Annotated in this window: 10 protein-coding genes and 1 pseudogene; 5 read left to right on the forward strand and 6 right to left on the reverse strand. The window is 48.2% G+C overall.

What is annotated here, in order from left to right; genetic code table 11:
• Positions 1-109 precede the first annotated feature (109 nt).
• Positions 110-1,303, forward strand: coding sequence for an NADH:flavin oxidoreductase/NADH oxidase family protein (locus ACO6UX_RS17265; RefSeq protein ID WP_422449628.1), 1,194 nt, complete (start codon positions 110-112; stop codon positions 1,301-1,303).
• Positions 1,304-1,417: 114 nt separating this feature from the next.
• On the opposite strand, the gene ACO6UX_RS17270 is transcribed toward ACO6UX_RS17265, so the two are convergent.
• The 4 genes from ACO6UX_RS17270 to ACO6UX_RS17285 form a co-directional block, all read right to left on the reverse strand.
• Positions 1,418-2,350: a LysR family transcriptional regulator gene (locus ACO6UX_RS17270; protein WP_422449629.1), complete on the reverse strand. Its 933-nt coding sequence runs from the start codon at positions 2,348-2,350 to the stop codon at positions 1,418-1,420.
• Between the two features lie 246 nt (positions 2,351-2,596).
• Positions 2,597-4,156, reverse strand: a complete 1,560-nt coding sequence (locus ACO6UX_RS17275) for a GMC oxidoreductase (RefSeq protein WP_422449630.1) — start codon at positions 4,154-4,156, stop codon at positions 2,597-2,599.
• A gap of 24 nt (positions 4,157-4,180) precedes the next feature.
• Positions 4,181-5,638 (reverse strand): coniferyl aldehyde dehydrogenase, encoded by a 1,458-nt coding sequence (locus tag ACO6UX_RS17280; protein ID WP_422449631.1) that lies wholly within the window; start codon positions 5,636-5,638, stop codon positions 4,181-4,183.
• A 471-nt stretch (positions 5,639-6,109) separates the two neighbouring features.
• Positions 6,110-8,047: an acyl-CoA synthetase gene (locus ACO6UX_RS17285; RefSeq protein ID WP_422449632.1), complete on the reverse strand. Its 1,938-nt coding sequence runs from the start codon at positions 8,045-8,047 to the stop codon at positions 6,110-6,112.
• A 463-nt stretch (positions 8,048-8,510) separates the two neighbouring features.
• Between ACO6UX_RS17285 and ACO6UX_RS17290 the strand changes: the two genes are divergently transcribed.
• The gene (locus ACO6UX_RS17290; protein ID WP_422449633.1) at positions 8,511-10,232 is read left to right on the forward strand and encodes an NEL-type E3 ubiquitin ligase domain-containing protein; all 1,722 of its coding nucleotides are present in this window, start codon (positions 8,511-8,513) and stop codon (positions 10,230-10,232) included.
• Positions 10,233-10,293: 61 nt separating this feature from the next.
• On the opposite strand, the pseudogene ACO6UX_RS17295 reads toward ACO6UX_RS17290, so the two are convergent.
• Both ACO6UX_RS17295 and ptcA read right to left on the reverse strand, forming a co-directional pair.
• Positions 10,294-10,719, reverse strand: a pseudogene (locus ACO6UX_RS17295) (carbamate kinase); the annotation flags it as partial.
• Between the two features lie 132 nt (positions 10,720-10,851).
• A complete protein-coding gene (ptcA, locus tag ACO6UX_RS17300; protein ID WP_422449634.1) occupies positions 10,852-11,898 on the reverse strand; it encodes a putrescine carbamoyltransferase in 1,047 nt (348 codons plus the stop codon).
• 301 nt (positions 11,899-12,199) lie between these two features.
• On the opposite strand from ptcA, the gene ACO6UX_RS17305 reads away from it, so the two are divergent.
• The 3 genes from ACO6UX_RS17305 to aguA all read left to right on the forward strand — a co-directional run bounded on the left by ACO6UX_RS17305 (position 12,200) and on the right by aguA (position 14,668).
• Positions 12,200-12,421, forward strand: a complete 222-nt coding sequence (locus ACO6UX_RS17305; protein WP_422449635.1) for a hypothetical protein — start codon at positions 12,200-12,202, stop codon at positions 12,419-12,421.
• Positions 12,422-12,603: 182 nt separating this feature from the next.
• Positions 12,604-13,518 carry an APC family permease gene (locus tag ACO6UX_RS17310; protein WP_422449636.1) on the forward strand — a complete coding sequence of 305 codons (915 nt, stop codon included), beginning with the start codon at positions 12,604-12,606 and terminating at the stop codon, positions 13,516-13,518.
• Between the two features lie 58 nt (positions 13,519-13,576).
• Positions 13,577-14,668, forward strand: coding sequence for an agmatine deiminase (gene aguA / locus ACO6UX_RS17315; RefSeq protein ID WP_422449637.1), 1,092 nt, complete (start codon positions 13,577-13,579; stop codon positions 14,666-14,668).
• Positions 14,669-14,742: the final 74 nt, after the last annotated feature.

Below are 14,742 nucleotides of genomic sequence, written 5' to 3' on the forward strand. Positions count from 1 at the left end.
ATCCAATGCCTTTTATTTGGTACACAGGCAAAATAAGTTCATTACCGCAGGATGAAGCCTTACGAAATAATAAGCAGGATAATTAATCCATGAGGTCAGAAGAACGTATATGACAACCACATCGCCTTTATCAGAAGAACTTAAGTTACGTTCTGGTTCAGTACTCAAAAACCGTATTTGCAAATCAGCCATGAATGAAGCCATCGCCACAGGAAAAGGCGGTGTTGTCAGACAATTTGAAGTGTTATACAGAACCTGGGCAGAAGGTGGCTCCGGACTGCTGATCACCGGTAATATAATGGTTGATAAACGCCATGCCAATGAACCGCTGGCCGTGGCTGTTGAAAACTATGATGATTTTCAACTGTTGGAATTATGGGTTGCAGGCGCTAAATCCAAAGGTGGTCAAATTTGGGCTCAGCTCAACCATCCGGGCAAGCAATCGCCTAAATTTCTCAATGACCAACCCCTGGCACCCTCTGCCATTCCTTTAGCGAGCGATATGTTTATCCCACCTCGGGAACTTACCGAGAGTGAGATTAACGACATTATTCGTCGATTCACTACGACAGCTTTAATCTTAAAAGAAGCAGGGTTTGATGGTGTTCAACTTCATGGTGCCCACGGTTATCTGATCAGCCAATTCCTGTCACCAAACCATAATAAGCGTAATGATCAATGGGGCGGTTCCCTTGAAAATCGCATGAGATTTGTCAAAGAAATTTACGCATCCATCCGGGAGAACGTAGGTGAGGGCTTTGGTATCGGCATTAAATTAAACTCTTCAGACTTCCAGAAAGGCGGTTTTACTCAGGAAGAGTCCATCGAGGTATGTCAGCATCTGGATAAAATGGGCATCGACCTGATTGAGGTTTCTGGTGGCAGCTGGGAAAATCCGGTCAACCGGCGGGGGGAGCAAAAAGAAAGTACAAAGAAGCGTGAGGCGTATTTTCTGGAATTTTCTGAACAGCTTAAGAAAAATGTATCGGCACCCATTATGGTCACCGGCGGATTCAGAAGTCAGCAAGCGATGGAAGAGGCGATTAATTCCGGCTCAGTGGATGTTGTTGGTCTGGCGCGACCCTTTGTCGTTGATCCCAATCTGGCCAACCATCTACTGACTGGCACGAATTACCGCTCCAGTGTAGAACCCATTTCCACCGGTATTAAAAAGATCGATGATATGGCTATCATGGAAATCAGCTGGTACACCGATCAAATTCGCCGGATGAGTGAAGGTTTGCCCCCTAAGACCAGGGTTCGTGGTGCGTTTTCAGCGTTTAAAGTGCTGTACAACTTTTAGAAACGGGGCCAACAGGTAAAGCGTGTTCGAGCATAGTCGGCGACTGTCTTTAGCCTGTTACTCAAGTCGGGAAGCCCTCTTTAATCATATCCACGGGGCTTCTCTTTTTGCTGATTACTGCGCCTCCATATACTGGGCAAACAGATCCACGATCTCTTTTACAATAGGCATTAATAAGGTTTCCGGTTTTACCAGGCATTGACTCTGCCAATAGATGTCATAGGGAAATTCCAGTTTCACCAGCTCTCCGGATTTAAATTCATTCAGGAATAAAGACTCTGGTCCGGCCGTCACATAATCGGAATTCATGACAATGTATTTTGCCATGGTGTAACTTTCGCAAATGATGTCCGGCTCTAATTCGGCATTTTCCAGATACACCATAACCTGTCCGCCCAGGCTGGCGGGTATGTTAGGCGTAATGATTTTGTAGTTCGATATTTCCTGTAAATCTTCGACCTGCCTGCCAACTGCGTCATGACCTTGTCGCACGGCTACCACCAGTTTTTCTGAGGTTTTCAGCGGGGCGACAATATCATCCGGAACATCAGAATCAACAAAGGGGCCAACCGCCAGATCAATCTTGCTTTTTTTCAGCTGATCCAGCAGTGCATCAGCCGACATCGTGACGACAGAAATTTTAAACTGATAATCTCTCTCAGCAAAATCAAGCAATACTTTGGCTAACAGCTGCTGTTCGATAATGGGGCCAACCCCCACTCTTACCGTACCGCCCACCATATCCGACATAAGCTCCAGCTGACGTTCAATCACTTGCAACTGAGCTCTGAGACCATTGCCTTCTTTAATCAGGAATTTGGCGGCCTCTGTGGGTACCATACCCACGCTATCCCGATTAAACAGTTCGACACCAACTTTCTTTTCAAGGCGGCTGATTTTTTTGCTCAGGGTCGGCTGTGAAACACTTAATATCTCGGCGGCTTTGTTGATACTGCCTACTTCAGTAACCACTTTGATCATGTGAATATCAGATATGTCGATCACGTCATTAGCGCCCTGAGCATGAGTATTGCTGGTTTCAGGCATATTATATGTGTTCCTGTGAAATATACAGTGGTCAGTTGTTTAACCCGGATATTTCATCACTGAACTTTTATCAACAGCTGATGTCCAACTGTTCAGAAAATGTGTTTACGAGTATAACTGTGCCAGTCTTGATGCAGAGGAGCGGCAAGTGGCATAGGGCCGCTTGCCAACCTTGATAGTCAATATATATTCCATAACGAATACACATTAAGTACTCTTATGGGGAATATGATTTCATTTGGTTAACTACTTAATGCTTAGTGACGGATTCACCCCCGGGTTGGCAGAAATGGCAGAACCATCACAGACATACATATTCTCGTAGCCGAAGACCTGGCCTTTATTATTGATAACGCCGGTATACCGATTCTCGCCCATCACACAGCCCCCGAGAATATGTGCCGTGGTTGGTGTTCCTAACAGCGCTTCCGGTGATGAAGATGAGGCTTTGCCTTCTGTAATTTTTTCTACCTTGCTGGTGAGAGCCTGGGACTCTTCGATGGTACAAGAGGGTGCTGCCCCTATTCCTGTGGTACTGCTGATGATGCCGCCGGTTCCCCGTTGAAAGGATAACGTGCTATTCAACTGTTGCATAAACAGCAAATAGATGGTCTTTTTTCCCCAATCAGGAGTCAGCAGTACTCGCAGGTTTTTGATGGGCTCAACGGCCATGGTTTTTGCCAGTGAAAAGCATCTGTTCAGGAAATTCTTGCCCGTTACTCTTGGAACATTCAGCAGCTTCATAAAGCCAGCTCGCCTGTTTTGACTGATGGGCTCCAAATGGCTGTTGTCATCCGTATGCAGGATAGAACCAATGGTGACACCCCGGGCGAAATCGACGTCTTTTTTAAACGAAGTCACCGCCGTAACGGTCTCATTGTTGGTGCGAATATGGTCACCCAACACCTCGGATAAATTGGTCAGGGACTTTTTATGCTTAAGATTCAGTAACAGCTTAACCGTGCCCAGCACGCCACCGGAGAAAACCACACCATTGGCCGTGACACGTTGCTTTTTTCTGCTGGATAACATGCGTGAAGATGTAAAGGTAATCTCGTAGCCTGACTTGCCATTGGTTTTATTCAAAGGGCGTACGTCCACTACTTCCTGTTCGGAGATGATATCCGCCCCTGATTTTTGCGCCAGGTACAAATAGTTTTTATCTAATGTGTTTTTGGCATTGTGTCTGCAACCGGTCATGCAGGATGCGCACTCAATACAGGGCTTGCGATCAGGCCCTTCACCGTCGAAGTAAGGGTCTGGAACAAAGTCACTTTTATCCTGCCGGTCTGAAAAAAAGACACCGACCCTGGCATTGTGGAAATCTTTCTCTTTACCAATATCTTTGGCAAGATCCTGAATGACCTGATCAGCGTCGGTCAGATTGGGATTGGGAGCGGCCCCAAGCATACGCAGGGCTTCATCGTAATGGGGTTTAAGTACCTGTTGCCAGTCTTCTAACTTCGCCCAGGTGCCAGTGCTAAAGAATTTATCCTTTGGGGTAGGAAGCGTAGCACCATAAACTAATGAACCGCCGCCTACACCAACACCAGAATACACCGTCACATGCTTGAGAATGGTTAACTTCATGATGCCACGGAAGCCAATGGTAGGAACCCAAAGCCATTTGGTAAGATTCCAGGAACCTTTCGCGTAGTCATGGTCCTTAAACCATTTTCCTTTTTCTATAACCAGGACCTTGTAGCCCTTTTGACTAAGGCGTAAGGCACTGACCGAACCGCCAAAGCCGCTACCAACAATGACGTAGTCATAGTGCATGTCGTTTATTGTTATTGTCGACATCATATTTCTCAATTTTTTAATGATTGATTATCGCTTTAACACCTTAAACTTAAACCAGAGTGATTTGACCAGCATGTTGTACATGGCGTTGTTCCAGGGTGGAGCCACCATTTTGGTCACATTAATCCGGCCTTTGCGCACAATGGTTTTCGCTTTACTGAAGTTCAGGAAGCCCTCTTTACCGTGGTAATGGCCCATGCCGGAGGGGCCGATCCCACCGAATGGTGCATCGTCTACCGCCACATGGCTCAGAGTATCATTGACGCATACACCGCCAGAATGGGTTTGACTTAATATGGTTTCGGCACGCTTTTTATCGTAATCGAAATAGTAGAGTGCAAGCGGCCGATCACGATCATGAACATACTTAAGCGCTTCTTCAATTCGGTGATAAGTTTTCACCGGAATCAGCGGACCAAAAATCTCTTCCTGTTCAATAAGCATGGTGTCGTTGGTATTCAGCACCAGGGTCATAGGCATTTTACGAGTGCCTTCGAAACTTTCATTGGCAGGGTTGATTTCAACAATGGTCGCGCCTTTTTCTTTCGCATCGTCCAGATAGCTCTTTAGCCGGATCAGCTGACGATCGTTGATAATGGCCGTGTAGTCTTTGTTATCACGCAGGGTCGGGTAGGCCTGGCTCATGGATTTGATAAAGGCATTGACGAAAGCATCCAGTTTGTTTTCCGGGCAGAAGATATAGTCCGGGGACACGCAAATCTGCCCAGCATTCATACCTTTACCAAAGGCTAATCGATCAGCAGCCTCTTCTATAGGGAATGACTCATGAATAATGGCCGGTGACTTGCCCCCCAGTTCCAGGGTCACCGGTGTCAAGTGTTCCGAGGCGGCTTTCATAACGATCTTGCCCACGGATGTAGCACCGGTAAATACCAGATGGTCAAAGGGTAATTTAGTGAACTCCGTGCTTACATCCAGTTCACCGGTGACTACAGTGACATCGTCTTCTGAGAAATAGCGGCCAATCAACGTCTGCACTAAATCCGCTGTTCCGGGTGCAAATTCCGACATTTTGATCATGGCCCGGTTACCTGCCGCCAATGCCGATACCAAGGGCGATAAACCTAAAAACACCGGGAAATTCCAGGGTACAACAATGCCTATAACCCCCATAGGCTGATACATCACATGAACGCTGGCAGGTGCCAGATTAAGAGGTGTTTTTCGACGCTCGGTTTTCATCCATTTTTTGATGCGGGATTTGCTGTACTCAATGGCATCCAGCAATGGAAATATTTCTGTCAGTATGGTTTCGGACTCTGCACGATTGCTAAAGTCCTCGTTAATGGCTGCCACGATTTCATCGGTATGGTTAATAATTAATGTTTTTAACGCATTTAACTTTTCTATTCGCGTCCTGGCACTGGGCATGGGCTGGTTTAAAAAGGCAGCCTTTTGCCGGGTTAACAAATGACTCAAGTGCTGATATTCATGAATTTGCCCGGGGATTTGCATAGAACTCATAGTCGCTACCTGCCATTTTGTTATCGAACCAGTCGAAAACCAGGGTATTTTTTTATGGCTTCAAGCATATAAAAATCCACAGTTAACGGATAATTAATACTTTAAGTAGGGGTTGCTAACAAAAGGCATAGCATGAAGAAGAGACTTTCTTTTGTGTTCTTTGTGCCTTTGTTGGTCAAACACAGAACAGTAACCACCTGAATAGATGGCTGGTACATGGTTGCATGTGTAATTGATGGCTTCCTTCTATCAATGCCTCCCAAGCTCCGTTCGTCCTGAGCGCCCTTCGGCTCGGCTCAGGATGCACGGACGAAGGGCGTAAACACCGTACCCTGAATAAAGACTGTGGCAATACCCTTCGGCTCAGCTTCAGGGTGAACGGAGACTGTACACATCAAACTCATTGAAATGGACGGAGATTGTACACATCAAACTCATTGAAATGGTGTGCAAGAGTCTAATGCAACACCATTACGAAAGGGCAGACTTAAACGTATAGACACCCAGTGTCTTTTCGAACTCTGCCCTGGACGTTGCATCACATTCCCCAAGATTCACATTGGCCAGGATGCCATATTTAGGGTCTTGTTTGACATCCACTGTGACAGGCACGGTTGGTAGCTCTTTCATGGCCAGGGCAATGACGCATTTTTCAATTTCCTGCATTTCAAGTTTAGGCTTAAATACCTTGCCAATGGCAGTTAGCGGCAGCTCTTTGACCCTGTGAACGGCCTTTGGAATAGCGGCTTTTTCCTGGATTTCTCTATTGGCAAAGTCTAATAGCTCTTTATCTGAAACCTGACTGTTATCTGCGATTTGCACATAGCAAACCGGTACTTCACCCGCATGGGCATCTGGTCGACCAACAGCTGCTGCCAGAGTGACGTCGGGGTGCTTGCACATGGTTTCTTCAATCAGTTTTGGTTCAATATTATGGCCACCCCGAACAATCAGCTCTTTTTTACGACCGGTCAGCCAGAAGTAACCGTCGGAATCCTGTCGTGCCAGGTCACCGGAATTGAGCCATGTGTCACCATTGTCGTCAGTGACCCACAGGCCCTCATTCTGATGTTCCAATTGATAACCTAACGATAAATTAGGCCCTCTCATGATCAGTGCACCAATTTCATCGGTATCGCAAATACGTACTACTTTATTGTCTTTTAACTCAGCACAAACCATTTGTTGATAGGGGATGCGTATACCAATAGAGCCGATCTTTTTCTTGCCGTGCAATAAATTCAAACTGGATGCGCATGTGGCCTCTGTTAATCCATAGCCTTCCAGAATTTCAACGCCGGTAGCCTCCTGAAATGAACGGGCCACTTCTACGGGTAATGGTGCAGCGCCACAGATGGCTGCGTCTAATGACGATAAGTCTTTACCCTTCGTTGGGTAGTTCATCAGGGTCGAGTATACCGTGGGCACACCACTGAATGCCGATACTTTAAAGTGCGCAATGATATCCCAGAAATTCGGAAAAACATCTTCGCCACGGTAGCCCTGTGGCGTGCAGATAACGATAGATGCCCCGATCATCAGCGGCACCAGTCCGGTGACCAGGGCACCGTTGACATGGAACAGGGGCAAGCCCCCCAGTATGGATTTATCCGATGTCAGAGTGCTCTGACTCATCATTTGCAATGAGCGGGCATTAAACAGTTCATTAGCGTGTGTGCGACGTGCAATTTTTGGCAAACCGGTTGTTCCGCCGGTACAAAACAGGGATGAAATGGTGTCTTTGGTGAACTGTCGATCAAACATTAAGTGATCGGCATTTTGTTTTTTGATGCTTTGCGTAAAGTTGTAATAGGTTTTACCGGCAGGCATGGTAATGGATTTACGCATCCTTCTCTGAATCATTCTGGCGATCGGCCCCGTCAATCCCTGTACATAGTGTGCGATATCTACACCGATCACATGTTCGACACTGGTCAACTGCGGAATAATGGGTTCCAGCTTGGGCCATAAATCAATGTTTTTCATTGGATTCATGGTAACTACAGCTTTCGTATTGACAGAATTGATCAGATCTTTAATTTGTTCTGATTCTAATAATGGGTTGATGGCCAATACCTGACAGCAAGCCTCACCACCCCAGATGATGTAATGGGTTTCCGGCAGATTGGGCATGATAAATGCCACAACATCATCCGGGCCCAGGCCAATGGAATGGAAAAAGTTGGCGGTCTGATTGATATGAGCAATCAATGATCCATAGGTGATGGTATGGGCTGAAGCGTATTCACTGCCCTTTAAAAAAAAGGATAAGGCGGTTTTGCCGGGGCGCAAATGGGCGCTGGTCATAATAGCTTCGTAAGTGCTTTCAAACTGACTCAGGCTTTCATAGGGAAAATCTTTTTCCAGCTGCTCTAAATCTTGTAACGATGTTATTTTTATTGGTTCCATTATCTACCGCCTCAGATTGTCACTGCGATTTTTACTGCATAGTGCTGATTTGCGCTAGGAGGCTGACCGAGAATAGCGCCCGTAGCGAGGATGGCAGAAAATTGAGGATAAAAAGTCGGACATTTTTAGTGAATAGTGGTTCTATTTGCTAAAAATTTCCGACTTTTTAGACCAATTTGCTGCCACCGCAGTAGGGCAGTCTATTCTCGGTCAGCCTCCTAGAGAAATATGCTAATGGAATGGGCGGGTTAGCTTAAATGAAAAGGTTTGGGTGCCATTGGCAAGAAATCGAATAGGTGCCTGCTATTGTTTTTTATGGATTTCTTGTATCTCCCGGTGATCAGCAATGCCCGATGAATCCTGGATCCCAACTACCGCATAGCATACAGAGGAGGCAATAAAAACTCACCCGCACAATTTATCGACTATGATTGATTTTTAATAAATCATCGTCGTCGGATCAATGATGTATACAAATGCAGCCGCCTCAGGTGCTACTCCTGCAGCAGCCACATCATCACATGTTGATCATGGCAATGCAGAGAGTCAACGCTACATCCCGCAGTGTGGAATAGCTTCTTACTTTTCAGAAACTGCATCATTGGAAGAGCGTGTTGCCATTGAGGTAATAACGGTTACCCCAACTGAATTGAGGCTGCTGATTCAACAACAGAATTTTTCTAATGGTGTTCAATACCGGCTCGAGGGTGACTTTAGCCTTGACTTTTGCCCGGCGGCCCTGCCCAGGCACCTCACTGTGACGGGCGACTTAAACCTTTCATTATGTGAAGGTCTGAGGGCTCTGTCCGGAAATCTCACCGTGGATGGGAGTCTTATTCTTAACGGTCTCATCGAGCTGGAGACCCTGCCCGAGAAACTCTCCGTTGGGCGCGACCTTTCTCTTTTCCGTTGTGAGGCGCTGTTGGAGCTGTCAGAGCACCTCTACGTGGGGAGAAACCTTTATCTCAACGGTTGCCGTGGCCTGAGGAGGCTACCCGATGACCTCCACGTGGGGGAAAACATTAATCTTGCGTATTGTGAAGGCCTGAGGCGACTGCCCGAGCAGAAACTCAACGTGGGGGGGCAAATTATACTTAACCGTTGCACCAGCCTGTCAGCCCTGCCTAACTACATTACCGCGATGGGACGAACTTCATCGGGTATGATCCGTCTTGTCCTAATGGAGAATACCGGGTTGTCAGATGAGATCATTGACCGCCTGCGCAGAGCGCGCCACGAAGGTATGCATTTTTCTATTTCCAGAAGGGCAAGGCAGCCTGAGCAGAAGTTTTCAAGTATGGAACAAGGCCTGGCTTTTTGGGGAGAGTTGTCTGCAACCGATGCTGCAACACCGGAGCTTGTCCTCAGACCTGCCCAGACTGATCACTTTATTGAATTTCTGCAGCGACTGACAGCCACCGCAGATTACCAGAACATGGCTACTCGTCCTGTTCTGGCCCAACGGGTGATGGCGGTCATGTCATTACTGGCTGGTAATGAGCGGGTTCGGGATGACGCCCTGTATCGTATTGCAGATGCGGCCACTTCCTGTGATGACCGGGTAATCCTGGCCCTGGATGACCTGGAAACATTGCAGTTACGGACTTCTGCGGAAACCCTGGCGGTTGAAAAGCATGACCCCACTGAATTGAAGGCGTTGGCTCGGCAAATGATGATTCTGGATAAGGTCAAGGCAATCGCCAGATCACATATGCAAACACAAACCTGGGTGGATGAGATTGAGGTTGAGCTGGCGTTCCGGATTGAGTTAGGCAAGTTCTTCAAGATTCCCGGATCAACTCAAAATATGCTATTCCGTGATTGTGCTTGTGTTAACGATGAGGACATTGCAAAAGCTCGCGCCAACATTGAAGAAACCTGTACGGACGCAGCGCTTGAGGCCTTTCTCGCCCAATGGGAACCCTGGCAGAAATTTCAGCGCCCGCTGGCAGTGCCGCCCTTTGATCAACTGAATCCAAGATATGTAGACAGTATTGATGACTGCTCTTTATTTGGTGGAAAAACCGATAAAATGGTTGGGCTGGGTAATGCCCATGTTGATTACGACAGCCTTGTCAGGAGTTATCTGATCAATGGTGAGAACCCGTTCAACCGAACCCCTCTGGACTGGTCGGAAATTGAAAGGCTCGAGGAAGTTCCCACCCCTGCAAAAAATGAAGACTGAACAGACTTAAACGTATAACTGTCCAGTACCTTTTCGAATTGAGTTTTGGGGCTTTGTGCAGTTAACGGTGAATACGGGTGCCTGTCGTCCGGTTCATCACATCCAGTGCATGGTATAAATCACCGATATTACCAACACCTCCGGTCTTCTCGGCAAAGGCACAGCAGGCATCCACTTTCGGTCCCATGGATCCGGCAGCGAAGGCATAGCCTCTCATTTCGGCGACAGTAACATCAGTCAATGGTCGTTCACTTGGCTTGCCCCAGTCGACACACACATGAGCGCCGTCGGTCAGAATAAGTAGCTCGGCAGCCCCGATTTCCTGAGCCAGCATGGGCGCTGTGGCATCCTTGTCGATAACGGCCTCAAAACCTTCAATGTCCGGGCCATTTTTTACCACTGGGGCACCACCGCCGCCACCACAGATAACAATATGGTTGCGATCCAGAAGGCACTTGATGGCATCCGTTTCCATGACTTTGACCGGAGCCGGTGAAGGAACGACACGACGCCAGTAAGCACCATCAGAATAGGCTTATCCATAAAAGCCCTCGTTATGATTTATTGAGGTTGAATGAGAAAAAATGGCAGCCCGGAGCCGGGCCACCAAAACGGTTGATTAGAATCGGCTGAGGAAGGTTTCGATACGATCCTGATGGAAAGCCAGTGTTTCTTCAGTTGGCACTTCAATATGCTTATGAGTCAGGTAAACCAGCAGGGCCATTTGAGCGGTCAGGCGGTTTTCCGCTTCGTCAAAGATCACGGAACGTGGTCCATCCATGACTTCCCTGGTGCACTCGCGCTGGTCATTGGCAGGCAGGCAGTGCATGAACATGGCATTTTCACCGGCCTTGGCCATCATCTCTTCAGTCACTACATAGTTGGGAATGAAGGTAGCCAGACGCTCTTCTTTTTCAGCTTCCTGGCCGAACCAGTAGAAGCTGTCAGCAACAATAATGTCACAGTCTTCTACTTCGTTGGTGTCGTCCGTCACGGTGAGGCGACCACCGTAGATTTCGCAGTTTTCTTTGGCGATATCCTGCCACAGCTGAGGAGCCTGATACTTTTCAGGGCCAATGTGTTTGAAGTGCATGCCAAATTTGGTGCAGCAGAACATCAGGTCGGAGCAGACGTTAGTGGCATCACCAACGAAGGCAACGGTCAGGTCGTCCATTTTCTTGCCTTCAGGCAGGTGTTCCATCATGGTGAACAGGTCGGCCATCATCTGGGTTGGGTGCAGCCAGTCACAGAGACCATTGATAACCGGAACAGTGGCGTGTTCAGCCAGGCCGGCAACCGTTTTATGGTCATCCACGCGGGCCAGGATGACGTCACACATCCGGGAAAGTACACGACCAGTGTCTGCCAGACTTTCTTTCGCTCCCAGGTGGATATCTTTTGGTGACAGGAACAATCCATGTCCACCAAGGATGGTGGCCGCAGTTTCAAAGGAAACACGGGTACGGGTGGATGGCTGCTCAAAAATCATGGCAACCGACTTGCCTTTGAACAATTGCGGCACTGCATTGGCCTTACGGGCTTCTTTAAGCAGGCTCATCAATTCCAGAATGCCTTCCAGATCTTTACGGGTGTAATCCTGAGTTTTCAGGAAGTGCTTCAGTTCTGGCTTGTGCAGGTTGGTAGCGCTTGAAGATGGCAGTTTCATGTTAATACTCCTGGTCTTTATGCAATGCACGCCCTGTTTACCCAGAGCAGTGCATCCGTCTTTTCCTGGAACTGATGGTGTCTCCATCAGCAGGTCTTGGAAACTGAAGCTTAGGAGCACTATTGTCGTCTGTGCTCTCGTCGTTGAGCACACTATAAAATCCCGATATTTATCATGTTTATAAAGCTGAAAATAAATCGATGTTTGACTGATCCCGCATTCAGAAAGCTGGCTGATCCCGGTAACTGACTGCCGGATTGAATAATAAGCGGCCAACAGCTGCCATAGAGGGGAAACAATAATGTCCAATGAAGCAACGGGGAAAATGGGGCTGCCCAGCCTGACCCTGTTCAGTGTCTGTGCTGTACTGGTGGTTGACGGGCTGACGGCCAGTGCGTCAATCGGTCCATCATCGATCGTCTGGTGGCAAATCCTTATCTGTATTGGCCTGACCTGGCTGACTATCTGGATCTGTAATATCTCTGTGGATGCCGGTGTCTGGGTAACCAACCTAGGAGGCTGACCGAGAATAGACTGCCCTACTGCGGTGGCAGCAAATTGGTCTAAAAAGTCGGAAATTTTTAGCAAATAGAACCAATATTCACTAAAAATTTCCGACTTTTTATCCTCAATTTTCTGCCATCCTCGCTACGGGCGCTATTCTCGGTCAGCCTCCTAGGGGCACTGTTCAAGGTTACTGTTATTGTGGTTCTGGGTGTCGGCGGCTTCTGGTATGCCAGCCAGAACGGCGTTGCCAATGAATTTACCCTGAGCACAATGATGCCCTCTTTTGATTCAGGCCTTGGTTTCCTGCCGGTCATTATCTTTAATCTGATGGGCTTTGAGCTGATTGCCTGCATGGGCTCGGAAATCAAAAACCCACGCCGGGATATTCCCAAATCCATTCTGATTTCCGCCGCCATTGTCACCGGACTTTATGTCTTCGGAACCCTTGGCATTTTGCTGGCATTACCAGTAGAAGAGATTGGTCTGGTTGCCGGTATTGTCTCCACTTTGAGAACGCTGTTTGGTGACGGTGCTTTTGGCCAGTTCATGGTATACGGTATTGGTTCTCTGGCGCTGCTGACGTTCATTGCCAATATGACCACCTGGACGATGGGTGCCAGCCGTGCCGCCATGGAAGCTGCGCAGGCGGGTGAACTGCCGGAATTTGTCGCTAAAGAGCATCCGGTGCACAAAACCCCGGTGGGTGCGAACATGATTACCGGCATGGTATCTACCGTGGTTATCCTGCTCTATGGCCTGACTTCCGGTGAAAGTGACGAGCTGTTCTGGTCAATCTTTGCCTTCTCGTCCTGCATCTTCCTGCTGCCTTATCTGTTTATGTTCCCGGCGTTCTTCAAACTGCGTGTCAGCGACCCTGACAGAGAACGCCCTTACAAGGTGCCCGGAAGCATAGCCGTTCAGGCCGTACTCAGCACCATCTGCTTCCTGTTTATTGTTCAGGCCGTTGTTCTCTTTGTCTTCCCGGACATCGGCAATGGCAATGTTGACTGGAATTACTCACTGCCTGTCGCCCTGGGTATCGCCATCACGATTGGTATTGGTGAATGGATACTGGCCACAGCAGCCAAACGCATGCAAGTGGCCACCGCCTGAGCAATCCAATGTTTAATGACCCAATTGTTGTAACAATAAAGCCGTAAGGAAAAGACAAATGAGCAAGTCCCGGGAAAGTACTCCAAAACACGATGGTTTTCGCATGCCTGGTGAGCACGAGCCCCATGCAGAAATGTGGATGGCATGGCCAGAGCGGACAGATAACTGGCGTTACGGTGGTAAGCCAGCACAGCAGGTGTTCGCCAATGTTGCCAAAGCCATTGCCGAAGTGACACCTGTGACCATGGCAGTGTCTGCCGCACAGTACGACAACGCTCGTAGAATGCTGCCAGAGCATATTCGTGTGGTGGAAATGGCCACCAACGATTCATGGATGCGTGATATTGGCCCAAGTTATGTGGTGAATGATCAAGGTGAACGTCGTGGGGTGGACTGGGAATTCAACGCCTGGGGTGGCCTGGTTGACGGGCTGTATTTCCCATGGGATCGGGATGACCAGGTGGCCCGGAAAATCTGTGAGATCAACCGTGATGACCATTACCGTGCACCATTAATTCTTGAAGGTGGTTCCATTCATGTCGATGGTGAAGGCACCCTGTTTACCACCGAAGAGTGTCTGCTCCATGAAAGCCGTAATCCTAATCTGAGCAAGGCTGAGATTGAAGGGATTCTTGGTGACTACCTGAACATCGAGAAAGTGATCTGGATTCCACGGGGTCTATATAACGACGAAACCAACGGACATGTGGATAACCTGATTCATGTGGTGCGTCCGAGTGAAGTGATTCTTTCCTGGTGCAGCGATGAGAACGATCCCCAGTATGAGATCTCTCAGGAAGCCTTCCGGGTACTGTCCGAAGCAACAGACGCCCGTGGTCGTCAGCTGAAGATTCATAAGATGCATATCCCCGGCCCACTCTACATTCAGGAAGATGAGGCGGGTGGTATTGATATCTGTGAAGGCATGGAGCGCAGCGCCGGTGAGCGTCTGGCCGGTTCCTACGCTAACTTCCTGATTACCAATAGGCGGATCATTCTGCCACTGCTGGATCCTGCATACGACGAAGAGGCAAAAGCATTACTGGAAGATATCTATCCCGGCTATGAAGTGGTGGGTGTCGATGCCAGAGAGATACTGCTTGGCGGCGGTAACATTCACTGTATTACCCAGCAGGTGCCTGCGGTGTAAGCCAGTTATCGGGCCAGACGGATCTGGCCCACTGTGTTCAATAAAAAAATGATTCAATAAAAACATAACCAGCA

Source organism: Endozoicomonas sp. ALB091, assembly GCF_049310265.1.
Classification (GTDB): domain Bacteria; phylum Pseudomonadota; class Gammaproteobacteria; order Pseudomonadales; family Endozoicomonadaceae; genus Endozoicomonas.